The 24946-nt window shown below is 65.5% G+C and carries 27 protein-coding genes; 19 read left to right on the forward strand and 8 right to left on the reverse strand.

Translation table 11 applies throughout. The features are described 5' to 3' along the window. The first annotated feature begins 51 nt into the window (after window positions 1–51). Entirely contained in the window at window positions 52–264 is a 213-nt protein-coding gene (locus I6F36_RS17045; protein ID WP_024339804.1) for a hypothetical protein, read from the forward strand. 46 nt (window positions 265–310) lie between these two features. Next, window positions 311–655, forward strand: coding sequence for a DUF1491 family protein (locus I6F36_RS17050; protein WP_036005907.1), 345 nt, complete (start codon window positions 311–313; stop codon window positions 653–655). Between the two features lie 84 nt (window positions 656–739). Here I6F36_RS17050 and I6F36_RS17055 read toward each other — a convergent pair whose 3' ends face one another. Next, complete coding sequence (locus I6F36_RS17055) at window positions 740–1714, reverse strand: DUF2336 domain-containing protein (RefSeq protein ID WP_036005905.1); 975 nt, start codon at window positions 1712–1714, stop codon at window positions 740–742. A 255-nt stretch (window positions 1715–1969) separates the two neighbouring features. Between I6F36_RS17055 and I6F36_RS17060 the strand changes: the two genes are divergently transcribed. The 6 genes from I6F36_RS17060 to I6F36_RS17085 all read left to right on the forward strand — a co-directional run bounded on the left by I6F36_RS17060 (window position 1970) and on the right by I6F36_RS17085 (window position 8003). After that, on the forward strand, window positions 1970–2158 hold the full coding sequence (locus tag I6F36_RS17060) for a hypothetical protein (RefSeq protein ID WP_036005903.1): 189 nt from the start codon (window positions 1970–1972) through the stop codon (window positions 2156–2158). Between the two features lie 16 nt (window positions 2159–2174). Then, window positions 2175–2936: a hypothetical protein gene (locus I6F36_RS17065; protein WP_036023191.1), complete on the forward strand. Its 762-nt coding sequence runs from the start codon at window positions 2175–2177 to the stop codon at window positions 2934–2936. A gap of 212 nt (window positions 2937–3148) precedes the next feature. Next, a complete protein-coding gene (locus I6F36_RS17070) occupies window positions 3149–6550 on the forward strand; it encodes a CHAT domain-containing protein (protein ID WP_225171821.1) in 3402 nt (1133 codons plus the stop codon). A gap of 24 nt (window positions 6551–6574) precedes the next feature. After that, entirely contained in the window at window positions 6575–7018 is a 444-nt protein-coding gene (locus I6F36_RS17075; RefSeq protein ID WP_057027189.1) for a hypothetical protein, read from the forward strand. Window positions 7019–7026: 8 nt separating this feature from the next. Continuing rightward, window positions 7027–7236 carry a hypothetical protein gene (locus I6F36_RS17080; RefSeq protein ID WP_036005954.1) on the forward strand — a complete coding sequence of 70 codons (210 nt, stop codon included), beginning with the start codon at window positions 7027–7029 and terminating at the stop codon, window positions 7234–7236. A 2-nt stretch (window positions 7237–7238) separates the two neighbouring features. Next, entirely contained in the window at window positions 7239–8003 is a 765-nt protein-coding gene (locus tag I6F36_RS17085) for a hypothetical protein (protein ID WP_036005895.1), read from the forward strand. A 32-nt stretch (window positions 8004–8035) separates the two neighbouring features. Here I6F36_RS17085 and arsC read toward each other — a convergent pair whose 3' ends face one another. The 4 genes from arsC to I6F36_RS17105 are packed head-to-tail and all read right to left on the reverse strand — an operon-like array spanning window position 8036 to window position 10017. Continuing rightward, window positions 8036–8437 carry an arsenate reductase (glutaredoxin) gene (arsC, locus tag I6F36_RS17090; RefSeq protein ID WP_036005892.1) on the reverse strand — a complete coding sequence of 134 codons (402 nt, stop codon included), beginning with the start codon at window positions 8435–8437 and terminating at the stop codon, window positions 8036–8038. Further along, window positions 8434–9135, reverse strand: a complete 702-nt coding sequence (locus tag I6F36_RS17095) for an MIP/aquaporin family protein (RefSeq protein WP_225171822.1) — start codon at window positions 9133–9135, stop codon at window positions 8434–8436. Before I6F36_RS17095 ends, arsC begins: the two co-directional genes overlap by 4 nt. After that, on the reverse strand, window positions 9135–9662 hold the full coding sequence (locus I6F36_RS17100; protein WP_225127215.1) for an arsenate reductase ArsC: 528 nt from the start codon (window positions 9660–9662) through the stop codon (window positions 9135–9137). Before I6F36_RS17100 ends, I6F36_RS17095 begins: the two co-directional genes overlap by 1 nt. Then, window positions 9655–10017, reverse strand: coding sequence for a helix-turn-helix transcriptional regulator (locus tag I6F36_RS17105; protein WP_225127214.1), 363 nt, complete (start codon window positions 10015–10017; stop codon window positions 9655–9657). The genes I6F36_RS17100 and I6F36_RS17105 overlap by 8 nt, the downstream gene beginning before the upstream one ends. Window positions 10018–10147: 130 nt before the next feature. On the opposite strand from I6F36_RS17105, the gene I6F36_RS17110 reads away from it, so the two are divergent. The 9 genes from I6F36_RS17110 to I6F36_RS17150 all read left to right on the forward strand — a co-directional run bounded on the left by I6F36_RS17110 (window position 10148) and on the right by I6F36_RS17150 (window position 20527). Then, entirely contained in the window at window positions 10148–10465 is a 318-nt protein-coding gene (locus tag I6F36_RS17110; RefSeq protein WP_036005951.1) for a helix-turn-helix transcriptional regulator, read from the forward strand. A 48-nt stretch (window positions 10466–10513) separates the two neighbouring features. Beyond that, window positions 10514–11875, forward strand: a complete 1362-nt coding sequence (locus I6F36_RS17115) for an NAD(P)-binding domain-containing protein (RefSeq protein ID WP_225171823.1) — start codon at window positions 10514–10516, stop codon at window positions 11873–11875. Next, window positions 11860–13047 carry an MFS transporter gene (locus I6F36_RS17120; protein ID WP_225111723.1) on the forward strand — a complete coding sequence of 396 codons (1188 nt, stop codon included), beginning with the start codon at window positions 11860–11862 and terminating at the stop codon, window positions 13045–13047. Before I6F36_RS17115 ends, I6F36_RS17120 begins: the two co-directional genes overlap by 16 nt. Window positions 13048–13107: 60 nt before the next feature. After that, complete coding sequence (locus tag I6F36_RS17125) at window positions 13108–14295, forward strand: MFS transporter (RefSeq protein WP_225150099.1); 1188 nt, start codon at window positions 13108–13110, stop codon at window positions 14293–14295. Window positions 14296–14348: 53 nt separating this feature from the next. Next, window positions 14349–14810 carry a hypothetical protein gene (locus I6F36_RS17130; protein WP_346656661.1) on the forward strand — a complete coding sequence of 154 codons (462 nt, stop codon included), beginning with the start codon at window positions 14349–14351 and terminating at the stop codon, window positions 14808–14810. A gap of 93 nt (window positions 14811–14903) precedes the next feature. After that, entirely contained in the window at window positions 14904–15296 is a 393-nt protein-coding gene (locus tag I6F36_RS17135; RefSeq protein WP_225171824.1) for a FixH family protein, read from the forward strand. An 80-nt stretch (window positions 15297–15376) separates the two neighbouring features. Next, window positions 15377–16798 carry an efflux RND transporter periplasmic adaptor subunit gene (locus I6F36_RS17140; RefSeq protein ID WP_225171825.1) on the forward strand — a complete coding sequence of 474 codons (1422 nt, stop codon included), beginning with the start codon at window positions 15377–15379 and terminating at the stop codon, window positions 16796–16798. Then, window positions 16795–19986 (forward strand): efflux RND transporter permease subunit, encoded by a 3192-nt coding sequence (locus I6F36_RS17145; protein WP_225127209.1) that lies wholly within the window; start codon window positions 16795–16797, stop codon window positions 19984–19986. Before I6F36_RS17140 ends, I6F36_RS17145 begins: the two co-directional genes overlap by 4 nt. A 61-nt stretch (window positions 19987–20047) precedes the next feature. Beyond that, on the forward strand, window positions 20048–20527 hold the full coding sequence (locus tag I6F36_RS17150) for a DUF411 domain-containing protein (protein ID WP_036005872.1): 480 nt from the start codon (window positions 20048–20050) through the stop codon (window positions 20525–20527). Window positions 20528–20762: 235 nt separating this feature from the next. On the opposite strand, the gene I6F36_RS17155 is transcribed toward I6F36_RS17150, so the two are convergent. Further along, entirely contained in the window at window positions 20763–21170 is a 408-nt protein-coding gene (locus I6F36_RS17155) for a GFA family protein (RefSeq protein WP_225171826.1), read from the reverse strand. Between the two features lie 133 nt (window positions 21171–21303). Continuing rightward, window positions 21304–22383, reverse strand: coding sequence for a Cj0069 family protein (locus I6F36_RS17160; protein ID WP_225171827.1), 1080 nt, complete (start codon window positions 22381–22383; stop codon window positions 21304–21306). Between the two features lie 447 nt (window positions 22384–22830). Between I6F36_RS17160 and I6F36_RS17165 the strand changes: the two genes are divergently transcribed. Together I6F36_RS17165 and I6F36_RS17170 are read left to right on the forward strand one after the other, a co-directional pair. Next, window positions 22831–23715, forward strand: a complete 885-nt coding sequence (locus I6F36_RS17165) for a DUF1259 domain-containing protein (protein WP_225171828.1) — start codon at window positions 22831–22833, stop codon at window positions 23713–23715. 163 nt (window positions 23716–23878) lie between these two features. Further along, complete coding sequence (locus I6F36_RS17170; protein ID WP_225111727.1) at window positions 23879–24073, forward strand: hypothetical protein; 195 nt, start codon at window positions 23879–23881, stop codon at window positions 24071–24073. Window positions 24074–24139: 66 nt separating this feature from the next. Here the strand turns inward: I6F36_RS17170 and I6F36_RS17175 are convergent, their stop codons facing one another. Then, window positions 24140–24940, reverse strand: a complete 801-nt coding sequence (locus I6F36_RS17175; RefSeq protein ID WP_036005860.1) for an IclR family transcriptional regulator — start codon at window positions 24938–24940, stop codon at window positions 24140–24142. Window positions 24941–24946 lie beyond the last annotated feature (6 nt).

Raw genomic sequence — 24946 nt, forward strand, 5'->3', positions numbered from 1 at the left:
CGGCGGCCGCAGGAACAAGATGGCTCATCTCATCAAGGAAGAGAGGTCGTCATGTTCAAGGTCTCGATTCTCGTCTGGATCATGCTCGGCACGACGCTGGCGGGCATCAGCCTCATCGTGGTGCTGATGGTCCCGAGCTTCGCCGCCGACGCCATCAGGAACATTCCCTATGCCGTGGCGGTAGGATTTGCACTCGCTATGCCGCTGTCATACTTCATCGCAACGCAGATTCGCGGTGGTCAGGACGGCACGCGCAAGGCGTGAGACGTAAAGCTGGCGTGAGGCCTCGCACTGGCCTATCGTCGAATTCATGCGTTTGAAATCCAATATTTGGGTGGCGGCTTACTTGCGCCGGTGCCAGACCGAGGGCGTGTTCGGCGCCGTGCGGCGTCGCGGTGCCGAGGAGGCGGGCGCGGTGTTCGTGAAGGTGTCGCTGCTCGACGGCCATGCCATGCTGTATGCGCCGGCGCCGCAGACCGTCTATGACGACGGCCGGCCGGTCGACCGCTTTTTCGTCCCTGTCGCGCCGCAGCCTCTGCCGGATCACACGATCGAGGAGCGGCTGACCAAGGAAATCCGCTTCGATCCGGATGCCTGGATCGTCGAGACCGAGGATCGCGCGGGCCGGCATTTTCTGGAATTGGCCAAGGCGTAGCCTCAACCGTCATTGCTCGCAATGACGGGGTTGGAGTTCGTTGCGTGCCTCACCGCTGCCGCTCGCTGAGGCGGCGTAAGCAAATCAGCGATCCGACGGATTAGTCCCCGTCCGCACCGCCGGGCTCGAGCCGGGCTGCACGCCCGGCCGCGTCTGGCTCGCGCCGGCGCGTGCGCGCTGGCGCTCCCCGTCATGCAGCGAGGACTGATACTTCGCGCGGGTGACCGCGAGCGTCGAGCCGCGCCAGGCCGCCAGCATCACCAGCGCCGATCGCTCGGCGAGACGGTCATAGAGCCGCGACAGGCGGTACACGGCGTTCACGGACGTTCCGATCTCCGGCTTGAAGAACAAGAGAATGCGCTGGAACACCGGGCTCGGCATGTCGAGCGCGCGTGCGGCAACGGCAAGCGCCTCGCCGCCGGCATCGTCGACGATCTGGGCTGCGACGCGCGAGGGCAGGATCAGGCTGTCGCCGAGCTCGAAGGTGAAGCTTTCGATATCGCCCGCGATCGCCGCCATCTCCAGGATCTGGATCGCGCGCTTGGCGCGCACGGTCGGAATACGGGGGGCGGCTTTCAGCGGGGTCTGCGCCAGATTGTGCAGGATCAGCGCGCGCTCGGAGGCGCCGGCGCGGAAGAACATGTCGTGGATCTCGGCCGCCTCTTTCGGCTGCATCGCCAAGTTGGCGGCCATGCGTTGCTCGGCCTCGGTCGGCACGCGCGCCGGAGCAGACGCGCGCGGCGGGGCGGGGATCTCCCGGGCCAGTGGAACCCTGCGGCCTTCCTGGGTGGCGACCAGGCCGAGCTTCTGCAGGATCGGGACGGGCGTCTGCGGATAGACCGCGAGGCGGGCCTTGACGGCCGCGCGCGTCGCATCGTCGACTTGGTCGATCAGCCGCGTGGCGAGCTCGACGAATTGCCGCTGCTCGTCGTCGCTGTGGGTGCTCGTCTGGACATAGAGGTCGGTCAGCACGCGCAGCAGCGTCGGACGGACATCGACACCTTCGCGACGGGACAGGGTCATCAGCCCGTCGAATCCGGGAAACAGCGACTTGGTCATGGAGGCGTACGCAACTCGGGAAAGATACTTGGGGGCGAGCCTAGCGCAGCTTCGTTTAAAGCCTCGTTAAGGAAAACGAGGCGTGAAGCCGGCCCTGCAATTTGAGGCGTTGTCGTGCCGCAACGGGACGGCGCGGCGCGGTCCGTGCGGCTACGGTTGAAGCGGCCCGTTTACACCCCGTTAACCATGAGCTGATCTTAATGAATGCATGTTGCTGGGGCGCGTTCGGTCGCGCGGCAATTGAAGAGAGCTGACATGGGGACCATCATCGAATTTCCGGCCGGTCGCCGGGTGGGCTCGTCCGGGGATGTCGCTCCGCGCGCGGACATGGGAACGGTTCTGATCCTTCCCGTGATTCGAATCGAGCGCGAGGCGGACGAAACCAGCGGCGATCGCGGACCGGAGCAGGGCACAGCGCCGGGGCGCCGTCGTCGCCGCCGCTGACATTCGGCTTCATGCAATGCCGGACGTCATCCGCCAGATCCGGCCTGTCCTATCGGCCGTCCTGCTCACGCTGCTAGGCGCGTTGCTCGCGGCGTGTAGCGGCGGCGACTTCGGCCGCACCCGCGAGAGCATGCGCAGCGACGACATGCATCGCTGGCTCGGTGCGGAGGTCACCTCCAGCGTCGGCCTGAGACCATCGCAATTCCAGCTCACCGACGAAGAGCGCCAGCTTCGCGATCTCGCCTATCCCATGATCGAGCCGCCGCTGTCGCGCCCCGCATGGAAGAGCGTGTTCGGCGACTACAAGGCGCTGCCCTCGCCGTGGCGGCAGAAGGTCGTGTTCGACCGCACCATGTACGGGCGCACCCTGATCGACGAGCCGCACCGCTCGCATTCCTCGCGCTATGCGCAGCTGATCGAGGACGTGCGCAACGACATCACCCGCTTCGAGCCGTTCTTCGCGTCCGCGATCCGCGTCATCGATCTCGACAGGAAGCGCGATGCCAGCATGGCGCGTGTCTCCGCGCTGTCGCCGAGGGAGAGGGACGACGCGGTCGCGCGCATGCAGGAGAACTCGCTGATCATCCAGTGGGTGCAGCAATGCCTGGAGCAGCGCATCTCGTCCTATCGCTGGGCGCTGGAGCGCCTGGTGATCCAGGCCCCCGACGGCATGGCCGCCGATGCCGACCGCCTGATCGGCGAGCTCGCCGCCCAGACCGCCAATCCGCCGGTCCAGGGGCAACCGCCCTATGGTCGCGCGGTGGTCTCGAAGGGCTAAGCACGGGTCCTCAGCCCTTTGAGCGCGGCCGCCCCGCGGCCGATCGGCCCGATTCCCCGGGCCGCCTGACCGGTTCCACGGGAGTGCGCCGCCTGTGGCCGCCCGACCTGTCGAGGTCTCCGGGAACCGCATTGATGGCCCTTGTCCTTCCGCGCCGGCCGGATAGGATCGCATCGTTTCTTCGAATTCATTTTATCCAAAGGTCCTTCGAGATGAGCTTAAACGCCGCGCATCCGCGCAAGAGCCGTCTGGACATTTCCTCGGGCCGCCTGTTGGCAGTTGCCATTCTGCTCGGATCGACTGGCTCCGCGGCCGCGCTGACCAAGGAAGCAGCGCTCGAGAATTGCCGGATGAGCGTCGGCAAGCCGATCGTGCAGGCCTGCATGCGCGCCGGCGGCGCCAATCTCGAAGCTTGCCGCGCCAAGGCCTCGCCCCAGGTCAGGGCCTGCGTAATGGCGGCGCTGAACGCCGCCAATGGCCGCGCCAATGTCGCCGTCGAGCTTCCCAAGGAAACGGCGCCAAAGCTTGAGGCAGGCACGGCACTGCCGAAGGATTTCGTCGCCCCGCCGCGCAGCATCTCCGACATCACGGCGATCCTCGACGGCGACAAGCCCAACGAGAAGATGATCGCGGAATTGAAGTCGGAGGCCGACTCCGTGCCCACGGGCAAGGAGTCCCGCCAGGACCTCGCGCAGCTCTATTTCGATCGCGCCAATGCACGCGCGCAGCTCGGCCGGCTCGCCGAAGCGATGGCTGACGCCGACAAGGCCGTGGAGGTCGGGCGCGGCGCCGTCGGCCCGAATTTGCTGGGGCGCATGTTGCAGCTCCAGTCCCTGCAACACTCGCTCGCGGGCGATCCGAAGCGCGCGCTCGAGATCATGCAAAGACTTTTGCGCGAATCGGCCAGCATGCCCGGCGCCAAGGGATTTCAGTTCGTGACGAACCGTGGGATCGCGGTCGTTCTCATCCAGATGGGCGACCTCGCACAGGCCGAAGCCTATCTCCGCCGCACCCAGACCGCGATCCAGGAGGCCCGCACCAGCGGCCATCCCAATTGGCGTGCGGCCTATGCGAAGTTCGGCCAGAGCTGGGAAGGCGAGCTGGAGCTCACTCGCGCCGCGATCTTCGAGGCACGCGGACAGTTCGCCGATGCCGAGGCCGCCTATCGCACCGCCGAGCTGCGCAAGCGCGCAAGCACGAAGGCCATCATGGCGTCGGACAGTGCGCCGGCTGAGACCCTTCTGCTGCAGGCGATCGATGGCACCGTGTTGAGCCAGGCGCGCATGAAGGCGAAGCAGGGCAAGCTGGCCGAGGCCGAGGTGGATGCGCGCCGCGCGCTGCTGTCGCGCCTGAAGGATACCGGCAAGTACAATCCGGTCACGCCGCGCTTCGTCATGGGGATGGCGGGCATTTTGGTCGACCAGGGCCGCTACGAGGAGGCCGAGAAGCTCGGCCGTGTCGCCCTCGACATCAACAAGACGGTGGGTGTGCCCGAGGATTCGCAGGCGACGGTGCAGTTGCTGTCGCAGCTTGCGGGCATCCTGACGCTTCGTCGCCAGAACGCCGAAGCGGGCGAGATGTTTGCGAGGATAGAAAAGGCCGTCGCCGGCTGGGACCCGCAGCGCCGCCAGGTCTTCGAGCTCAATCCCTCGCGCATCCTGTCGCTCTACGATTCCGGGCAGCTGGACGCCGGCATTGCCGCCGCGGAGCAGCTCGTGAAGAGGCAGATCGCCCGGGTGGGGGAGAATCATTTCGACGCCGCCTCGGCACGCGGCACGCTGGCGGTCGGATTGATGCGCGCCCGCCGCGATGCCGACGCAATCCGCGAGTTTAGGGCCGCCATTCCGGTGATGATGGCGAGCGCCAACGATAACGCCGACGACGAGAACACGACCGTGGTGGCCGCGCGCAGCCAGCGGCTGCAGACCATCGTCGAGAGCTATCTGCTGCTGCTCGGCAGGGTGGAAGGAGGCGGCACCAATGTCGGCGAAGAGACATTCAGCCTGGCCGATGCCGTCCGCGGCCGCTCGGTGCAGCAGGCGCTGGCTGCCTCGAGTGCGCGTGCGGCGGCAAAGGATCCCGCGCTCGCCGAGCTCGTGCGGAAAGAGCAGGATCTGAGCAAGCAGGTCAACGCCCAGCTCGGTACGCTTAACAACGTGCTCGCGCTTCCCGCAGCGGAACGCGACGAGAAAGGCGTGCAGCAGATACAGGCCTCGATCGCGGCGTTGCGCGGCCAGCGCGACAAGGCGCGCCAGGAGATCAAGCAGAAATTCCCGATCTATGCCGATCTCGTCTCGCCCAGGCCGCCGAGCGTCGCCGAGATCCGCGCGACGCTGACCGACGGCGAGGCCATGCTGTCGTTCTATTTCGGCCAGAACGGCAGCTTCGTCTGGGCCGTGCCGAAGTCGGGGCCGGTGGCATTCGCCGCCGTCCAGGCCAGGATCGGCGACATCGAGAGCAAGATCCGCAAGCTGCGCGAGGCGCTCGAGCCGCAGGCGGCGATGATCTCGGACATTCCACCGTTCGATCTCAAGCTCGGCCATGAGTTGTACGAGCTGCTGCTCAAGCCGGTCGAGAGCGGCTGGAAGCCGGCCAAGAACCTGATCGTTGTCACCAACGGTGCGCTGGGCCTGCTGCCGCTCGCCTTGTTGCCGACGGCACCGGCGGAGGTGGCCGCCGACGAAGACCCGCTCTTCGTCGGTTATCGCAACGTGCCGTGGCTGGCGCGAACCCATGCCGTGTCGACGGTGCCGTCGGCGGCGGCGCTGCGCACGCTGCGGCAGTTGCCGCCCGGCAAGCCCGGCCGCGGCGACCTCGTCGCGTTCGGCGATCCATATTTCAACAGCGATCAGCACGCCGAGGCGGAAGACACGGGTGAGAAGATTCAGGTCGCCGATGCCGGCGGCAACATCACGCGCGGCGGGCCGCTGAAGCGGCGCAACAGTCCCAAGCTCGACGGCGTCGACAGCGCCGAACTCGGTCTGCTGCCTCGGCTTCCCGATACCGCCGATGAGTTGAAGTCGATCGCGCTGGCCTTGCAGGCGGATCCCTCGAAGGTGCTGTTTCTCGGCAAGAGCGCGACCGAGAGCGCGGTGAAGACGATGAATCTCTCCGGCTTCAGGATCCTGGCCTTTGCGACCCACGGTCTGGTCCCGGGCGAACTCAACGGGCTGACGCAGCCGGCGCTCGCTCTGTCGTCGCCGGTGGTGACGGGCGAGGGCGGCGACGGACTGCTGACGATGGAAGAGATTCTCGGTCTCAAGCTCGATGCGGACTGGGTCGTCCTGTCGGCCTGCAATACCGGCGCCGGCGCAGGCGCAGGGGCCGAGGCGGCCTCCGGGCTGGGCCGCGCGTTCTTCTACGCCGGCACGCGCGCCCTGCTGGTGACGAACTGGTCGGTGCACTCCCAGTCGGCGCGGCAATTGGTGACGGACCTGTTCAAGCGACAGGCCGACGATCCCAAGCTGTCGCGCAGCGAAGCGCTGCGCCAGGCGACGATGGCTCTTGTCGATGGTCCCGGCTATCTCAACAGCGAGGGCAAGACCGAGTTTGCCTATGCGCATCCGCTGTTCTGGGCGCCTTACACGATCATCGGCGATGGCGGCTTGCGTTGACGAATGGGAAAGGGGGCAAGGAAAATGAAGCGGAATGCTCTACTGGCTCTGGTGGTTGCAGGTCTGTTGGCCGCGGGATCCTCGCGCGCCGCGCCATTGATCACGGAAGAGGAGGCCAAGCTGCCGCCTCCCAAGGGCGCGGTCGCCGTCGATCAGCGCGGCATCATGCGCGGCCCGAAGATCGAGTTCGTCTCGCCGGGCGCTCCCGCGAATTCTCCTCTGCGGCTGGTGTTGAAATTCCAGTCCTATGGCGGGGCCAAGATCGATCCGGAATCGGTCAAGGTGATCTTCCTCCGAACGCCGAACGTCGACCTGACGCCTCGGGTCAGGCCCTTCGTGCAGCCAGATGGCATCAACATGCAGGATGCGGAGTTGCCGCCGGGCGAGTACACGATGCGTGTCGACATCAAGGACAGCGATGGCCGGCCGGGCACGACCGTCTTCACCCTGAAGGTTGCGCCCAAGTGAGCTCGCAGGTGAACTCGCAAGTGGCGTGCCTCTACTGCCGGTCGGAAAATGCCGAGGGTGCGCTGGTCTGCGCCTCGTGCGGGCGCGACATCGCCGTTCCCGCCACGTTGCTTGCCGAGCGCGACGATCTCTTGCGCAAGCGCGAGGATCTGCGCGATGAGCTGAAGCGGGCCAGAGGCGAGATCGAAGCCATTATGAGGCGAGGGAAGTCGCGCTAGCGATGGAATGTCCGTTCTGCGCCGAGACGATCAAGGACGAAGCGATCGCGTGCAAGCATTGTTCGCGCGACTTGCGCGTCGTGCGACCGACGCTCCTCGAGATCGACGAGATCGTTGCCGAGCTGGACAAGCTCAGGCGGGATCTCGATCGCGTCAACGTCCGTCTCGAGCGCTACAACAATCCGCTGCGCTATTACGGAACGCATGCGGTGCTCTATGTGGTCATTCCAGCCCTGCTGCTGGTGATCGCGCACGTGCTCGTGACCATCACCTTCAACGTGTCCCCGATCCCGCTCCGGATTGCATCGATCGCCATACCGCTGCTGTTCGGCTTCGTGGCTTATCCGTTGCACCGGGTATCCGCCCTGACGGCGTTCGTGCTGGCGTTCCTGGCAGCGGCCGTCAGCGTCCTGTCAATGCTGACGGTTACGGGGATCCATGACCATGTTCCGATCCTTCCGACGATCTGGATCGAATGGCGTGAAGTGTTCGAATATGGCGCGAGCATCCTGCTCGCCTTCGTCTCCGGCAACATTCTCAGCGTCGTGATCTTCCAGATCCTGCCGCGTGTGCTGACGCAGGGAGGCAAGCCGAACGCTTTCGCATTCAGGGTGGCGCGGCTGCTCGGGCAGCATGTCGGCGAGGAACAGCTGCGCCGTCGTGCCCGCTTGATTCAGGATCTCATGCAGACCGTCGGGCCCCTCGCGGGCGTTGCTGCGACCGGTATCGGCTCGATCTATGCGGGGTTGAAGGGCTTGCTGGGATAGCTCGACTGCACCTTCGCAGGCGCGCTTGCAGCCTAGCGCGCTTCCACCACTTCGCCGTCCTCTTTCACGAACCGGCCAACCGGATTGTCCAGGAGATCGACCACGGCTTCCGACGGCCGGCACAAGCGCGTGCCCTTTGGCGTCACCACGATCGGCCGGTTGATGAGGATAGGGTGGGCGATCATGACATCGAGGAGCTGCTCATCGCTCCATTTGGGGTCGTCCAGGCCGAGCTCCTTGTAAGGCGTTCCCTTCTCGCGCAGCAGCGCGCGGACCGGAATGCCCATGCTCGCGATCAGTTCCTTGAGCTTGTCCCGCGAGGGTGGAGTCTTCAGATATTCGATGACATCAGGCTCGACGCCGCTCTGCCGGATCATCGCCAGCGTGTTGCGCGAGGTGCCACAGGCGGGATTGTGATAGATCGTGACGGTCATCGAACTGTCTCCGTGATTGCGACCGAGGCGGACGCGCGTGAGCGGCCGAGCAACCAGTTCATCAGCAGCATGCCCGCGAAGGCGCCGCAGAGTTCCGCGAGGATGAATCCGGGCAGGTCAGCGGGGCGAATGCCGGCGAACGTGTTCGTCAGCGACCTTGCGATGGCCACCGCAGGGTTGGCAAACGACGTGGAAGCCGTGAACCAATAGGCGGCCGTGATGTAAAGGCCGACCAGCCCGGGGATGGCCGTCCGCTGAAACCGGATGCCGGCCAGGATCGTCGCGACCAGCCCGAACGCAGCGACCGCTTCGGCGAACCATTGCGGCCCTCCGGTTCGGACCTTGGTCGAGAGGTCGAGCAGCGGCAGGCCGAACATCAGATGCGCCGCCAGCGTTCCCGCGATGCCGCCAGCGATCTGCGCGATCACGTAAAGCGCGGCCTCGTTGACCGGCAGCTCGCGCTTGCCGGTGAAGACGAGCGTCACTGCGGGATTGAGATGTGCGCCGGAGATCGGACCGAGCACCGTGATCAGGACAACCAGGATGGCCCCGGTCGGCAAGGTGTTGCAGAGCAGCGCAAGGGCGACGTCCTTGGTCAGCGTTTCCGCCATGATGCCGGAGCCGACCACGGTGGCGACGAGAATACCCGTGCCGAGCGCTTCAGCCGCGAGGCGCCGCGGGAGATCGAAACTGTCCATCAGCCGGCCTTCGGCGCCAAATCGGTTGCACCTTCGGAGCGGCCGATTTCGCGCAGCTTGATGCCGAGCGAAAGCTTGTCGATGCTCCTCAGCGGGAGGTTCACGAATGTAGCGATGCGGTTTCTCAGATAGCGAAACGCGGTGACGAATGCCGCCTGTTTCTCCAGTTCTGAACCCTCTGCCGCGGCAGGATCCTCGATGCCCCAATGTGCCGTCATCGGCTGGCCCGGCCAGATCGGACAGGACTCGCCCGCTGCGTTGTCGCAGACGGTGAAGACGAAATCCATCACCGGTGCATCCGGAGCGGCAAACTCCAGCCAGCTTTTCGAGCGCATTCCGTCGGTGGGATAGCCCGTCTGTTCCAGCGTGCGCAACGCCAGCGGATGAACTGCGCCTTTCGGGGCGCTGCCGGCGGAGAAGGACTGAAAGCGGCCGCCGCCGTCCTTGCGCAGGATCGACTCAGCCAAGATCGATCGCGCCGAGTTGCCGGTGCATAGGAACAAGACGTTAAACCTGTGATCAGACACGGCTTCGCTCCTTTCGTTTTGGCGAGCAGCACGATTGCAAGGTCTCGACGACGGGCTCGCAAACCTCCGGCCGTCCGCCGCAGCAATCGCGCAGCAGGAAGAGCGCGACGTCGCGGAATTCGCCGAGATTGGCGCGGTAGACGATCGAGCGACTGTGCCGCTCGGAGGACACGAGGCGGGCGCGGCTCAGAATCGACAGATGCGCCGACAGCGTGTTTTGCGGGACTTCCAACAGGCGGGCGAGATCGCCGGCCGCAAGACCGTCAGGCTCGTGCCTGACCAGCGTCCGGAACGCCTCCAGACGGGTCGGTTGAGACAGCGCGGCGAGCGCCAGGACGGCTTGCTCTGTTTCCATATATCCAGATTTATGGAATTATAGGGGGCAAGTCAATCTGGAAACCTCCGGTCCATGGAGTGAGCGGTAATTTCCAATATTCTAGAAATATGGTTTGACGATTGATGCGCACGGGCGCATCATGTCGCGCATGAAGATCGACGACGCAGCAGCACGCCTGGAAGCCCTGGGGAATCGGACCCGCCTGCAGATTTATCGCGCGCTGGTCCGGGCCGGGCACGCGGGCATGCCGGTCGGCCGCTTGCAGGACAAGCTGAAGATCCCGGCCTCGACGTTGTCGCACCACATCAAGACGCTGGTCTCGGTCGGATTGGTCAGTCAGATCAGGGAATCGACCACCCTGATCTGCCGCGCCAATTTCGACGCCATGCGCGGGCTGGTCGATTTCCTGGCCGCCGAGTGCTGTGCGGAAGAAGCGGGATGCAAGGCTGCGCAGACCGCAGCCTGACTCATTTGATCAGTTATTCCATAATTCTAGAAGGATGGAGAGTTCGGAATGGACAAGACGGTAGCCATCATCGGGGCGGGGCCGGTCGGCCTCGCGGCCGCCGCTCATGTGCTCGAACGCGGCATGTCCCCTGTCGTGCTCGAAGCCGGACCCGAGGCCGGGCATGCGGTACGGCAATGGCAGCACGTCCAGCTCTTCTCGCCGTGGGAATACAACGTCGACAAGGCCGCGGCGCGCCTGCTTGCGCCGACGGGATGGAATTCGCCGGATCCAAGCTCCTATCCGACCGGCGGCGAACTGATCGAGCGCTATCTCGCGCCGCTGGCAACGCGAACGCCGCTGCGCGAGACGATCCGGACCTCGAGCCGCGTCACGGCGATCAGCCGCGCCGGCTTCGACAAGGCGAAGACGAAGGGGCGGGACCAGGCGCCGTTCGAAATCCGCTATCAGAACGGCAAAGGCGATGAGGCGCTGCACGCCGATGCCGTCATCGACGTCTCCGGCACGTGGTTCTCGCCCAATCCCGCCGGCAGAAACGGTCTGCCGGCGCTCGGCGAACGCGAGTGCGCCGGCCGCATCGCCTATGGCATGCCGGCGGTGCGAGGCTCCGCTCGCAGCAGATACGCCGGCAAGTCCGTCGCCGTGCTCGGTGCCGGCCATTCCGCGCTGGGCACGCTGATCGATCTCGCGCGGCTCGCCGAGGAGGCGCCCGGCACCAGGCCCGTTTGGCTGCTGCGCGGCGACGATCCGGCAAAGGCCTTTGGCGGCGGCCGCAACGACAAGCTTGCCGCGCGCGGCGAGCTGGGGTCAGCCTTCGCCGCGCTGGTGACTGCCGGAAAGATCGCGGTCGAGACCGGCTTCGCTGTCACTCACATTTCGGAGATCGAAGGCCGCCTCAGGATTTCGGCAGGCGCCGGCTCGGCCGCGCGGAATGTGATTGCGGATGAGCTGGTGGTGTCGACCGGCTTCCGGCCCGATCTCTCGTTTCTGTCCGAGCTGCGGCTGCGGCTCGATCCGGCGATCGAGGCGCCCCTCGCGCTCGCGCCGCTCATCGACCCCAACGAGCATAGCTGCGGAACGGTGCGGCCTCACGGCGCGCGCGAGCTGGCGCATGATGAGCCGGGCTTTTATCTCGCCGGCATGAAATCCTACGGACGTGCGCCGACCTTCCTGATGATGACGGGATACGAGCAGGTCCGATCGATCGCCGCCGACATCGCCGGCGACAAGAAGGCCGCGGCACGGGTCGAGCTCGTGCTGCCGGAGACCGGCGTCTGCACCCGCGGCAGCGTGGCGTCCGCCGCCGCGGCGGGATGCTGCGGCGGTCCGGCCAAGGCCGAACCTTCGGCCTGCTGTGCCGCCGATGAATCCGTCAAGAAGGCGGGCGGTGCGGGGTGCGGCTGCTCATGAGTCGAGGCACTGCAGGCCCGCTCACCGTCGTCATCGCCCTCGGCACCGCGCAGACCATCGCGTGGGCGTCGAGCTACTATCTTCCTGCCATCCTGGCAGCGCCGATCGCGGGCGATCTCGGTCTTGCGCCGACTTACGTGTTCGGCGCGCTATCGGGAGCGCTCGTCATCTCCGGCCTGCTTGGTCCGCGCGTTGGGCACGCCATCGATACGTTCGGTGGGCGCGGCCTGCTTGCCGTCTCGAACCTCGTTTTCGCGGCGGGCTTGCTGCTGCTGTCCGTGGCCTATGGCGTAGCGGTGCTGATCGCAGCCTGGATCCTGCTCGGCATCGGCATGGGCATGGGCCTCTATGAGGCCGCGTTCGCGACGCTTGCGCGCATTTACGGCGCCAATGCGCGACGAACGATCACCGGCATCACCCTGATCGCCGGTTTCGCCAGCACACTCGGCTGGCCTCTCACGACATGGCTCGCCACGGAGTACGGCTGGCGCGCGGCCTGCCAGCTTTGGGCGGTGATCCACATCGGCCTTGCCTTGCCGCTCAACCTTGCGCTGCCCCGTGCCGCTCCGTTGCATCAGGAGGCTGGACCGAGCACGGGCGCAAGCCAGCAATCCGGCGGACAGAGCGAAACCTTCGCAATGATATTGCTGGCGTACATGTTTGCGGCCGCAAGTTTTGTCAGCTCCGGAGTCTCGGCCATCCTGCCAACCATGCTGGTTGCGTTCGGCGCCACGCCGGCACAGGCGTTGCTGGCGGGAGCACTGGTCGGACCGGCACAGGTCGGCGCCCGCCTTCTGGAAGCAGGATGGCTTGGCCGGTTTCATCCGCTGCTGTCGGCGCGGCTCGCCATGCTCATGAATCCGATCGGGGTGCTTGCGCTGGTCGCGGGCGGCCCTTTGCTCGCACCGCTCTTCACGGTGCTGTATGGCGCGGGCAACGGCATCATCACCATTGCCCGTGGTACGCTGCCGTTGGCGCTGTTTGGGCCGGTCGGGTTCGGTAGACGGGTCGGGATGATTTCGCTGCCTTCGAGGGCAACGGGCGCCTTCGCGCCGCTTGCGCTGGGACTGATGGTGGAGCATCTCGGCAGCAGCGCGCTCTGGATCGGCGCGCTGGCCTCGGTCTCTGCATTCTTCGCGCTTCTGCTGCTTCGTGGGGATCACACGACATGAGTCGCTGTCCGATGGGAGGAGAACATTCGTAGCTTGCGCGGCTGGCCGCTGATTGCGGTGATGTGTATCGGCCAGCTAGGCAATCTGCTGCCGCACGTGACCTTGTCCGCGAATTTGGCCCAGCATCTGATGCCGGTGTGGGGATTGTCCGCCGCCGAGGGCGGGATGATGGCGAGCGGCTACGCGTTTGGCTACATGCTGGCGGTGCCCGTGCTGACGACACTGACCGATCGCATCGACGCACGGCTCGTGCTCCTCGGCGGCTCTGTCGTCAGCGGACTTGCGACCGTCGCCTTTGGCATCTTCGCGCAAGGCTTCTGGTCGGGGACCATCATCTGGTCGCTGGCCGGCCTTGGTTTTGCCGGTGCCTACATGCCGGGGCTCAAGGCACTGACCGACCGGTTGCCCGCCGGCGACACCTCGCGGGCGGTCACGCTCTACACGTCGAGCTTCTCGGTGGGGGTCGGCCTGTCGTTCCTGATCGCCCAAGTCCTCGCCGACGGCTGGGGATGGCGGACCGCGTTCTACGTGACCGGCATCGGTCCCATCGCGATGGTGGTCGCGTGTCTCTTGATCGAGAGCCGCAGTCCCGCTCCAAGATCAGGACGCCTTTTGAACTTTGCGCCCGTCTTCGCCAACCGGGAGGCGCTCGGTTACATCTTCGGCTACGGCGCGCACTGCTTCGAGCTCTACGGCATTCGCACCTGGCTGGTCGGGTTCTGGACCTACGTCGTCGCGCATCAGGGTGCGCCCTCATGGCTGAGCCCGGTCCTGATGAGCTTCTGCTTTGCAGTGATCTCCATGCCGGCCAGCATCCTCGGCAACGAGGCCGCACTGAAATTCGGGCGACATCGGGCGATCACGGTGGTGATGATCGCCTCGGCTTGCGTTGCCCTCGTCATCGGCCTGAATGCGACGGCTCCGGCATGGGTGCTTGCGCTGCTGCTGATGATCTATGGCCTGACGGTGCCGGCGGATTCCGGTGCGTTGACGGCCGGCATGTCGGCTGCGGCTGTCTCCGAGCATCGCGGGGCGACTCTGGCCCTGCATTCGACCGCCGGGTTCGGCCTATCGGCGATCGGAGCCTGGGGAACCGGGGTTGCCCTCGATGCCGCTGGCGGCCCCCAGAGTGCAGAGGGCTGGCTGCTGGCCTTCATCGTGCTCGCGGCCGGGATCGCGCTCGGCCCGCTCGCGCTGCTATGGTCGCGGACGGCGCGGTCCGACGAGCTGGTATCGAAGTCGCGATAGGCGAGGCAGGATGCGGGCGGTCGGCCTGACAGGCCTCGGAGCCTCGGTCACGAATGCTTGACTTTGATCAAAGAATGCATTCGGCCGCAGACTATGGTACTCAGGCAACGTTGCGGTTCCCAAAGGTATCCAAAAGGTTAAAAGCACGTTTCATGCGGATCGTTCGGACCATCCTGGCATTCGCCATCGCCATCTCCCTGGCGATGCTGCCGGCTGGCGCGTCCGCTTCCGGCCTCGCGATGTCGTCGGGTGACATGAAGGCGGCCATGCAGGTCGGCGGCGACGACGATATGTCGGTGCACGATTGTTGTCCCGACATGAAGGGAACGGGCTCCGACACCGGCTACCAATGCGGGATGGGCTTCTGCTGTGTCGGCGGCACCGTCGCACTGGCGGACATTCGTCCCCTGGCGTTCGAATTCCTTGCCGTCGCGGCAGCGGAAACCGCTATTCCTGCCGATCAGGTCGTCGACTCGCGCGGCGGCAGTCCTCCCTTCCGGCCTCCTCGAATCTGATCTCTCAGGACGCGCGCGGGCACGCCCCGCGCGGCGATGACTGATGTGCGCGTTCATGCGTCGCGGTCGAGATCAATTCATGAGGACAGGACAATGCTTTCCAAGTTCAGCACTGCGGCTGTTGCCGCCACCCTTTCGCTCGCCGCTTCAGTCGCTCTGGCGGGTGCCGGCGATTACGCCTTCGAGCCGGTCAATCCCGAGATGAAGAAGGGCGACGACGTCACGCTCGCCGTTCGCTTGACCAACAAGCAGACCGGCAAGCCGGTGCCCGACGCCGTCATCTTCAAGACGCGCGTCGACATGGCTCCGGACGGCATGGCCGAGATGGAATCGGCGGTCGAGCCACTGCCCTCCAAGGAGCCGGGCGTCTACGCCTTCAGGACGGACCTGCCGATGGCCGGCCGCTATCAGGTCACGCTCTCGGCGAAGGTGCAGGGCGAGCCTGAGACGGTCACCGGCAAGGTCATCGTCAAGGCGATCAAGTGAGCTTTCGGGCGCCGTCGGACGGTGCCCGAACTTCTCTTTCCCATTCACATGGACGCGCGCTCCGAGCGCGCGAAACAACCATGAAGACGTTGCGTCTCTTGACGACTCTCGCGCTCGGCAGTGGCCTCGCCCTTGGCGCGTACTGGTTCTCGAACGAGGGGCGCTGGTCGGTCCATGCCGAGGTGACCCCGGCTGCGGCGCCAGCGGACCGGACTCCGCTCTACTATCGCGATCCGAGCGGCGCGCCGCTTTGGTCCGCCGGGCCGAAGAAGGACGACCGCGGGCGGGACTATCTGCCGGTCTACGATGACGACAAGGCCGCTCAGGCAGAGCCGAAGCCACCGCAGGCGGCTTCATCGCGAAAAATCCTCTACTACCGCAATCCGATGGGGTTGCCCGACACCTCGCCGGTGCCGAAGAAGGACCCGATGGGGATGAACTATATCCCCGTCTACGAAGGCGACGACGCCGATGACGGCACGGTGAAACTGTCGCCCGGCAAGATCCAGCGCAGCGGCGTGAAGTCCGAGCCGGTGGCGCGGCGATCGGTCCAGGTCCTGGTCAAGGCGCCCGGTACGATCCAACTAGACGAGCGCCGCGTCTCGGTGATCGCGATGCGGGCCGAGAGCTTCGTGCAGAAGATCGCGGACGTCACCACCGGCTCCCGCGTCAAGGCGGGCCAGCCGCTGATGGAGATCTACAGCTCGGCGGTCGCCTCCGCGGCGGCCGACTATCTTGCGACCATCACCTCCAAGACCGTCGGCGGGGTCGAGATCTACGGCCGCGGCTCGCGGCAACGGCTGATCAATCTCGACGTCCCCGAGCGGGTGATCGCTGAGATGGAGAGAACGCGTGTCGCGCCCGTCACCATCCATTGGTCGGCGCCGCGCGACGGGATCGTGCTCGAGCGCAACGCGATCGAAGGCATGCGCGCCAATCCCGGCGACGTGCTGTTCCGCATCGCCGACACCTCGCTGGTCTGGGCGCTGGTCGACGTCGCCGAGCGCGATCTCGGCAACATCGCGGTCGGGCAGTCCGTCGCGGTGCGCGCGCGCAGCTTCCCCGGCCGAAGCTTCACCGGCAAGATCGCGGTGATCTATCCGCAGGTGAACCGCGAAACCCGGACGGTTCGCGTCCGCATCGAGCTCGCCAATCCCGAAGCGTTGCTGCTGCCGGACATGTATGTCGATGCCGACGTCGACACGGCCGATAGCGCGCTTGTCCTGACGATCCAGGACAGCGCGGTGCTCGACACCGGCACGCGGCAGGCCGTCCTCGTCGACAAGGGGGACGGGCGCTTCGAGCCGCGGGAAGTGAAGCTCGGCCGGCGCGGCGGCGGCTTTATCGAGGTGCGCGACGGCCTTGCCGAAGGCGAAGCGGTGGTCACATCCGCCAACTTCCTGATCGATGCGGAAAGCAATTTGAAGGCCGCGCTGAAAGGCTTTGCCGAGGCTGCGCCTCAAGCCGCCGACGGCGGCCATGCGACGGGAGAGCACAAATGATCGCCCGCATCATCGCCTGGTCGGCGCGCAACCTGCTGCTGGTGCTGTTCGGGACCGGCTTTGCGGCGGCCGCCGGCTTCTACGCGCTGCTTCATCTCCCGCTGGATGCGATCCCCGACCTCTCGGACACCCAGGTCATCGTCTACACCGAATATCCCGGCCAGGCGCCGCAGGTGATCGAGGACCAGGTCACCTATCCCTTGACGACGGCGATGCTGACCGTGCCGAAATCGAAGGTGGTGCGCGGCTTCTCCTTCTTCGGCGTGTCGTTCGTCTACGTGATCTTCGAGGACGGCACCGACATCTATTGGGCGCGCTCGCGCGTGATGGAGTTCCTGAACGGCGCCACGTCGCGGCTTCCCGTCGGCGTCACCCCCACCATCGGGCCCGATGCGACCGGCGTCGGCTGGGTCTACCAATACGCCGTGATGTCGAAAGAATTGAACCTCGCCGACACGCGCACGATCCAGGACTGGAATCTGAAATTCGCGCTCGCCAAGGCCGAAGGCGTGGCCGAGGTCGCCAGCATCGGCGGCTTCGTCAAGCAGTACAACGTGGTGCTCGACCCGCAGCGCATGCGCGACCGCGGCATCAGCATGCAGAAGATCCGGGAGGCGATCCGTGCCAGCAATGCCGACGTCGGCGGCCGCACGGTCGAGCTGTCGGAGTTCGAATACGTCATTCGTGGCAAGGGCTACATCAAGAGCATCAACGATCTCGGCAACATCGTCCTGAAAACGAGCAACGGCACGCCGGTGCTGCTGCGGGACGTCGCCAATGTCGAGCTCGGACCCGACGAGCGGCGCGGCATTGCGGAGCTGAACGGCGAGGGCGAGGTCGCAAGCGGCATCGTGCTGCAGCGCTTCGGCGTCAACGCGCTCGACGTCATCGAAAACGTCAGGAAGCGTTTCAAGGAGATTGCGAGCAGCCTGCCGAAATCGGTCGAGATCGTCCCGGTCTACGACCGCTCGGGCCTGATCTATTCGGCGATCGACACGCTCAAGCACACGCTGTTCGAGGAGAGTATCGTCGTCGCGCTCGTCTGCATCGTGTTCCTGCTCCATGTCCGCAGCGCGCTGGTCGCGATCTTGATGCTGCCGGTCGGCGTGCTGATGGCGTTCGGCGCCATGAAGCTGCTGGGCCTGGGATCCAACATCATGAGCCTCGGCGGCATCGCGATCGCGATCGGCGCCATGGTGGATGCCGCGATCGTCATGATCGAGAACGCGCACAAGCACCTTGAGCGCGCCGAGCCCGGTCAGTCGCGTGTCCAGATCCTGATCGACGCGGCATCCGAAGTCGGCCCGGCGCTGTTCTTCAGCCTTCTCATCATCACCGTGTCGTTCATGCCGATCTTCACGCTGGAATCGCAGGAGGGGCGGCTGTTTAGCCCGCTGGCGTTCACGAAGACCTTCGCGATGGCGGCCGCGGCCCTGTTGTCCGTCACGCTGGTGCCGGCGCTGATGGTGATCTTCGTCCGCGGCAGGATCGTGCCGGAGAGGAAAAACGTCATCAACCGCTTCCTGATCTTTATCTACCGCCCGGTCATTAAGGGCGTGCTGCGTGCCAAGACGCCGGTGATCCTGGCTTCGCTGGTCGTGCTCGCCGTTACGATCTGGCCGGCGCGGCAGCTCGGCACCGAGTTCATGCCGACGCTGAACGAGGGCACGCTGCTCTACATGCCGACGACGCTGCCCGGCATCTCCGTGACCAAGGCGGCCGAGCTGATGCAGACGCAGGACCGCATCATCAAGTCGTTCCCGGAGGTCGAATCGGTCTACGGCAAGGCGGGGCGGGCGGCGACCGCGACCGATCCGGCGCCGACCGAGATGTTCGAGACGGTGGTCAGTCTGAAGCCGAAGGAGCTTTGGCGGGAAGGCGTCACCATCGACGGCCTGATCGCGGAGATGGACAAGGCGCTGCAGTTTCCGGGCGTCTCCAACGCCTGGACCATGCCGATCAAGGCGCGCATCGACATGCTGTCCACCGGCATCCGCACCCCCGTTGGCGTCAAGGTGATGGGCACCGACCTCGTCGAGATCGACCGGCTGGCGAAGCAGGTCGAACGGGTGATCAAGACGGTGCCGGGCACCTCATCGGCCTATGCCGAGCGCGGCATCGGCGGCTACTATCTCGAGATCGTCCCGGATCGCGAGGCGCTCGCCCGCTATGGCATCCTGATCCAGGACGTTCAGGACACCATCGCGGCGGCGCTCGGCGGCCAGACCGTCACGACGACGGTGGAGGGGCGGCAGCGGTTCACGGTGAACATGCGCTATCCGCGCGACCTGCGCGACAATCCCAAGGCGATCGCCAGCGATATCCTGGTGCCGATGCCCGCAGGCGGCGCGGTGCCGCTCGGCGAGGTCGCGAAGGTCGAGCCGGCGCGCGGGCCGACCTCGATCCGGACCGAGAACGGCCAGCTCGCGACCTACGTCTACGTCGACATCCGCGATCGCGACATCGGCAGCTACGTCGCCGATGCGCAACGCGCCGTGACTGACAGCATCCAGTTCCCATCAGGATATTACGTGGTCTGGAGCGGTCAGTACGAATATCTCCAGCGCGCCGCGGCGCGCCTGAAGATCGTGGTGCCGGTGACGCTGACGATCATTTTCCTGCTGCTGTACCTGAATTTCAGGGCCATGACCGAAACCCTGATCGTGATGCTGTCGCTGCCCTTCGCGCTGGTCGGCGGCATCTGGATGATGTGGTGGCTCGGCTTCAACATGTCGGTCGCCGTCGCCGTCGGCTTCATCGCGCTTGCCGGCGTCGCCGCCGAGACCGGCGTCGTGATGCTGATCTATCTCGAGCATGCACTGGCCGAGATCAAGGCGACGTGCAGCGCCGAGGGCAGGGGCCTCACCCGGCAGGATCTCCACGAGGCGATCATGGTGGGCGCGGTCGAGCGCGTCCGTCCCAAGATGATGACGGTCGTCGCCATCATGGCGGGCCTGCTGCCGATCATGTGGAGCACCGGAACCGGGTCGGAGATCATGCAACGAATTGCGGTGCCGATGATTGGCGGCATGATATCGTCGACGCTGCTGACGCTGATCGTGATCCCGGCGATCTTCGGGTTGGTGAAGGGTGTCCGCCTGCCGCCCACGCGCGAGGACAGAGAACAACCGGCTGAGATGCCCAAGCCGATCGGCGCCAGATTGCGCGTCGTGGAGCCGGCCGGATGAGGCGAGCCGTGACGCACGATCATATGTCAGGGCGACGGAGTGACAGAAGAGGAAGCCGAAGATGAAGCAACGCGCATATCTGATGACCCGCCGGTCCCTTGTCGGGCTGATGGCCGCGGCAGCTTTTGCAAGGCCCGCCGCGGCAGCATCCGACGCAGCCGCGCTCACGGTGCACCGGGATCCGAGCTGCGGCTGCTGCGCCGGCTGGGTGCAGCATCTGCGGGACGCAGGATTTACCGCCCAGGTGGAGGAGACTCCCGACCTCGAGCCGATCCGGGCGCGTCTCGGCGTCCCCTCGAACCTGGTCGCGTGTCACACGGCAGAGGTCGCCGGTTATGTCGTCGAGGGGCACGTGCCGGCCGCGGCCGTGCGACGCCTCCTCGCGGAGCGTCCAAACGCGAAGGGAATAGCCGTGCCGGGCATGCCGGTCGGATCGCCGGGCATGGAAGGCGGCAAGCCGCAGCGTTACGAGGTCGTGCTGTTCGGTGCCGACGGTCAGAAGCCGTTCATGCGCTTCATCGGCGCGCAGGAAATTGATTGAGAGTGCTGCGCGAGGCTAGAGTGCGATGACATGAGCCCTGATCGCGCAACGACGGAGGTGCGCTCCCTCTCCCGCTCGCGGGAGAGGGTTGGGGAGAGGTGCTTCCGCAATGGGACAATCCCCAAGAGGAGAAAGCCCTCACCCGGCGCTTCGCGCCGACCTCTCCCGCAAGCGGGAGAGGTTGCACCGAGCCCGTGGCAATCGATTCAACCTAAGGTCATTCCGCCTAGCCATACTACGGCTGCGGCGGATAGCGCTCGAAGGCCGGCAGTTCGTGCGCATGCTCCATCCAGCGCAGGCGCTCGGCGACCTGGATCTGCATCGTGGCAGGCACGACCTCGGGGTCGTCGTAGGTCGCGCTCTGGATGTCGATGACCCCCGGCAGCATGTTGGCATTGACGTAGAACAGCCCGGTTCCGCACGCGCTGCAAAAGTGCCGCCGCCCGTGTTCCGAGGAGCGGTAAACCTTCGGCTCGCCCTTGGTCACCTTGACCGCGCCCTCGGGGTACATCGTCCAGCCGACGACAGGAGCGCCGGCGTGTAGCCGGCAATCGCGGCAGTGGCAAAGCGCGTGTACGATCGGCTCGCCTTCGACCTCGTAACGGATTGCGCCACAATGACAGCCGCCGGTGATGGTGCTCATGCGTTCCTCCGATCGAAGATGACGTTTCAGATCGATAGCCCTCGCGCCTTTTGGCTTCAACAACGCAACCAAATCGGGATTGCGTCGTACTGTCGCCTGACAGCTGCTGCCATTTCCGACGAGCGCGACCAGGCTAAGTTCGCGCCCGTGTGCGTTCAGTCCGCATCAGCCGTTGCTTCACCGTCCGCGCGATCGCAGCCGGCGCCTCCTCGGGGATCGCAAAGCACGAGCTCGCGTTGATCTCGCAGAGCACGTAGGTGTCTGCGCCGGCCGCATCTTTCGGCCCGTACAGGAAGTCCGCATCCCAGATCACCGGCAATGACGACTCATCGATGCCGAGCGTTGCCATCATCTGCGGCGTCCATTCGTCCTCCATCGCTCCTCGCAGCGCCTGGAATGGCGGAGCATCAGGCCCGTGCATGATCCGCGGCCCGGGCTGCGCCTCAGGCGCCTCCGGTCCCTCCGGCGGCGGCGGGATCAGCGCCTTGATCTTCTGGTGTCCGAAGCCTGCGACTTTGGCGCCGCTCATGTAGCAGCGGATCATGCCGTCGGGCAGGCGCGGTTGAAACGCCTGGTCGATGATGCAGCCGCCCCAACCGAAATAGGGCTCGCACCGTGCGAGCAGCGCATCGATCGGCATGTCCTCAGGCATGCTGCCGCGCTGCGCATGCAGCATGCGGACCATGTCTTGGCTGTCGGGCAGGGCCTCAACCTTCCAGACCCCCTGGCCGCCATTGCCGCGGTTCTGCTTCAGCACGCGCGGGCCGCTGGCACGAAGGCGCGCCGGAAACTGGCTGCGGAAGCTTGTGGCGGTGTCATAGCGGTGCGTGTCGGCGCCCCAGCCCAGATGCCGTGTCCGGTAGAGCACCTCCTTGACGCCCATCTTCAGAATGATGTCCGGATGCGCGCTCACCCATGGCCCTTGCGCCGCGACGTCGCGCAGCAGGGCGTCGAGCTCGGCGCGGGTCTTGCCCTGGTGGATCGGATCGACCCAGACCAGCACGCCGTCGGCTGCAAGCAATTGGTCGCGGACCGCGCCCGCAAAGCTCTCGTCATAGATCACTGGGAAGGCGTCGATGCCCGCGGCGGCGAGCGCTTCGAAGACGCGGACGAAGCGGCTGTTCTGCGCCGTCGCCTCGCGCCGCGCGACAATGTCGCCGCGCGAGAGGATGGCGATGGTTCGGAGGGGAGAGGAGTGACGTTCGGTGTCCATGCGCAAGCTCCACGGAATTGCGTGCTGCGCAGAGCTTGGACCTGGGTCTCACGGGGAGTCTGCATCGTCCCCACGCCGACAATGTATGTGAAACCGACTTGTAGTTTCAAGATGGCGGCTGGCGGGTTGCTTCAAAGGGTGAACTCTTCTTGACGTGGCGCGGCCGTGCGCCGGTTGACAGTTCTGTCCTGCGGGTTTTTAGTCAGCGCGACGGGGATGTGCGATCTCCCCGTGAGGCGACATGCCCAAGCATCGCGTCCTGATCACCAAGGGCGCAGCATGTCATCACACATCGCAACTCCATTCCACGACCCTCCCGGCATCCGAACCACCATGGCATGCGCCTCCGCGGCGAGTCCGCTGTGGGTGGCGGAACAGCCAGAGCGGCCTCACATATCCGACGTCACCTGGGGCAGGGACACACCCAGAGCTCAAGGGAGCTGATCCATGCATAGGACTGTTTCGGCACTGATCGGCGTCGCTGCCTGCTTCATCACGAACGCTCACGCGCAGAGCATCGACTGGCAAAAGGTCGATGAGACGCTGGGCCGCAAGCCCACCGTTGCGGACGATGTCCATCGCTACGGCTTCCCGCGCACCGATCTCACCGTGACGTTGGATGGCGTCACGATCAAACCGGCGCTGGCGCTTGGCGGCTGGCTGGCGTTCAAGCCTGCGCATGACGGAACGATGGTCATGGGTGACCTCGTGCTGCTTGAGACCGAGATCAATCCAGTGATGGCGAAGATGATTACGAGCGGTCTCGAGATTACTGCCGTGCACAACCATCTGCTGCGCGCAAGCCCGGCGACATTCTACATGCACGTCGCCGGACACGGCGACCCTATCAAGCTGGCGTCGGCAATCCGTGATGCGCTCGCCGAAAGCAAGACGCCCCTGACGGTCGCCGCAGCCGGGAATCCGCCCTCTATCGATCTCGACACCGCAAAGCTCGATCAGATCATCGGCGTCAAGGGGCAGGGCAATGGCGGCGTCTACCAGTTCAATGTGAAACGGCGCGACCCGATCACGGAGAACGGCATGCTGCTAACCCCCGTCGGTCCAATGGGCGTCGCGACCGCCATCAATTTCCAGCCGACCGGCGGCGGCAAGGCCGCCATCACCGGCGATTTCGTGCTGACCAGCGACGAGGTGAATCCAGTCATCGCGGCGCTGCGGACGCATGGCATCGAGGTGACGGCGCTGCACAGCCATATGCTGAACGAACAGCCGCGACTCTTCTTCATGCACTTCTGGGCCAATGACGACGCGATCAAGCTTGCTGAAGGCTTTCGCGCGGCGATCGACAAGACCGCCAGCACCAAGAGCTGATCCAAGGCACAGAAAATGCACCGTGAGGCGTTTCAATGATTGAATGTCTGACGTGTTGGGCAGCCGACAATGCGCGCCGCTTTGGCCTTTGCGTCGCGGGCGTCAGCACGGGCCGGTCTCGTCCTGGCCGCCTATGCTGGCTGTGCTGAAGGGAGGAAACGCCATGGCCGAGAGCCTGAATTTTGACGACGCTCCTGCAGGAACAGCGCCGGCAGGGTCCGAAATTTCCGGCCTTCTGTCGATGGCGGGACCCATGGAGAGCCAGCCGGCGATACAGAAGCTGCGCGCCATCCTGCCGCCGCAAGAGCCCATCGCACATGCCCGCGAGTGGGCGAAGTCGCACCGCCCGAGATATTGACCAAGGCCTGATCCGGCTTGCAGGGCGAGGACAATCTCGGTGACTGTGGACGACGTTCGAGCAGCATCAGCTTGCCGACACGGCTTCGCTTACGCCGTCCTCATTGTCCGCGAGGATCGTCTCCGATAGCAGCGCAGCGGCCTTCTGCAGGGGAGCTATGAACCGATCCAGCTCGGTGAAGCTCACCCGTGCCACGGGAACAGACACACCCAGGCACGCGATCAGCTCGCGATCCGGTGAGAGGATGGGAACGGCACAGCCGACCACGCCTCGCACATATTCTTCATTGGTCTTGGCCCAGCCGCGCTTGCGGGTCTCATCGAGCACCTTCATCAGGTGCTCGACGTCCACGATCGTGGTTTCGGTGTATCGCGTCAGCGTGAGCGCGTGGCACAGCTTCTCGCGCGCGCGTTCCGGCAGCCGGCTCATGTAGATCTTGCCGGTCGACGTGCAGTGGAGCGGGGCCGCTTCGCCGGGATTGAATTGCAGGCCTTGAGGTTGCGATACGCGGACGCTGTCGACGTAAGCAACGACGTTGTCCCGCACGACGCCGATCTCGCATTGCTCGCCGATTTCGGCGGCGACGGCGCGGAGCACCGCGTGCCGGCGGGCGGTACGGAAAGCTGCGCCGATGACGCGGGCCGACAGCGTGACCATTTGATTGCCGACCACGTACCGCTTCGTTCCCACGGCTTTCTGAAGCAGCCCGCGCTGCTCCAGATTTCCGATGAGCCGATGCGCAGTCGGCAGCGGCAGGGACAGCGCAGCGGCGATGTCCGCGACCGAGGCTGCTCTGGTCTGGCTGGCGACATAGCCAATGATCGCGAAGGCGCGGTCCAATGGCCCGTCGGTACTCGGCTGCTGCATTTCGCC

Source organism: Bradyrhizobium sp. BRP19 (assembly GCF_020194195.1).
In the GTDB taxonomy this organism is placed as follows: Bacteria; Pseudomonadota; Alphaproteobacteria; order Rhizobiales; family Xanthobacteraceae; genus Bradyrhizobium; species Bradyrhizobium yuanmingense.

Bases quoted from the DNA above. Each gene is read 5' to 3' on its own strand.
- I6F36_RS17125 (WP_225150099.1), top strand. From the start codon at position 13,108: ATGTGTATCGGCCAGCTAGGCAATCTGCTGCCGCACGTGACCTTGTCC.
- I6F36_RS17065 (WP_036023191.1), top strand. From the start codon at position 2,175: ATGCCGGACGTCATCCGCCAGATCCGGCCTGTCCTATCGGCCGTCCTG.
- I6F36_RS17130 (WP_346656661.1), top strand. From the start codon at position 14,349: ATGCTTGACTTTGATCAAAGAATGCATTCGGCCGCAGACTATGGTACT.
- I6F36_RS17105 (WP_225127214.1), bottom strand. From the start codon at position 10,017: ATGGAAACAGAGCAAGCCGTCCTGGCGCTCGCCGCGCTGTCTCAACCG.
- I6F36_RS17095 (WP_225171822.1), bottom strand. From the start codon at position 9,135: ATGGACAGTTTCGATCTCCCGCGGCGCCTCGCGGCTGAAGCGCTCGGC.
- I6F36_RS17135 (WP_225171824.1), top strand. From the start codon at position 14,904: ATGCTTTCCAAGTTCAGCACTGCGGCTGTTGCCGCCACCCTTTCGCTC.
- I6F36_RS17160 (WP_225171827.1), bottom strand. From the start codon at position 22,383: ATGGACACCGAACGTCACTCCTCTCCCCTCCGAACCATCGCCATCCTC.
- I6F36_RS17110 (WP_036005951.1), top strand. From the start codon at position 10,148: ATGAAGATCGACGACGCAGCAGCACGCCTGGAAGCCCTGGGGAATCGG.
- I6F36_RS17070 (WP_225171821.1), top strand. From the start codon at position 3,149: ATGAGCTTAAACGCCGCGCATCCGCGCAAGAGCCGTCTGGACATTTCC.
- I6F36_RS17115 (WP_225171823.1), top strand. From the start codon at position 10,514: ATGGACAAGACGGTAGCCATCATCGGGGCGGGGCCGGTCGGCCTCGCG.
- I6F36_RS17150 (WP_036005872.1), top strand. From the start codon at position 20,048: ATGAAGCAACGCGCATATCTGATGACCCGCCGGTCCCTTGTCGGGCTG.
- I6F36_RS17060 (WP_036005903.1), top strand. From the start codon at position 1,970: ATGGGGACCATCATCGAATTTCCGGCCGGTCGCCGGGTGGGCTCGTCC.
- I6F36_RS17165 (WP_225171828.1), top strand. From the start codon at position 22,831: ATGCATAGGACTGTTTCGGCACTGATCGGCGTCGCTGCCTGCTTCATC.
- I6F36_RS17170 (WP_225111727.1), top strand. From the start codon at position 23,879: ATGGCCGAGAGCCTGAATTTTGACGACGCTCCTGCAGGAACAGCGCCG.
- I6F36_RS17075 (WP_057027189.1), top strand. From the start codon at position 6,575: ATGAAGCGGAATGCTCTACTGGCTCTGGTGGTTGCAGGTCTGTTGGCC.
- I6F36_RS17140 (WP_225171825.1), top strand. From the start codon at position 15,377: ATGAAGACGTTGCGTCTCTTGACGACTCTCGCGCTCGGCAGTGGCCTC.
- arsC (WP_036005892.1), bottom strand. From the start codon at position 8,437: ATGACCGTCACGATCTATCACAATCCCGCCTGTGGCACCTCGCGCAAC.
- I6F36_RS17055 (WP_036005905.1), bottom strand. From the start codon at position 1,714: ATGACCAAGTCGCTGTTTCCCGGATTCGACGGGCTGATGACCCTGTCC.
- I6F36_RS17145 (WP_225127209.1), top strand. From the start codon at position 16,795: ATGATCGCCCGCATCATCGCCTGGTCGGCGCGCAACCTGCTGCTGGTG.
- I6F36_RS17175 (WP_036005860.1), bottom strand. From the start codon at position 24,940: ATGCAGCAGCCGAGTACCGACGGGCCATTGGACCGCGCCTTCGCGATC.
- I6F36_RS17085 (WP_036005895.1), top strand. From the start codon at position 7,239: ATGGAATGTCCGTTCTGCGCCGAGACGATCAAGGACGAAGCGATCGCG.
- I6F36_RS17050 (WP_036005907.1), top strand. From the start codon at position 311: ATGCGTTTGAAATCCAATATTTGGGTGGCGGCTTACTTGCGCCGGTGC.
- I6F36_RS17045 (WP_024339804.1), top strand. From the start codon at position 52: ATGTTCAAGGTCTCGATTCTCGTCTGGATCATGCTCGGCACGACGCTG.
- I6F36_RS17155 (WP_225171826.1), bottom strand. From the start codon at position 21,170: ATGAGCACCATCACCGGCGGCTGTCATTGTGGCGCAATCCGTTACGAG.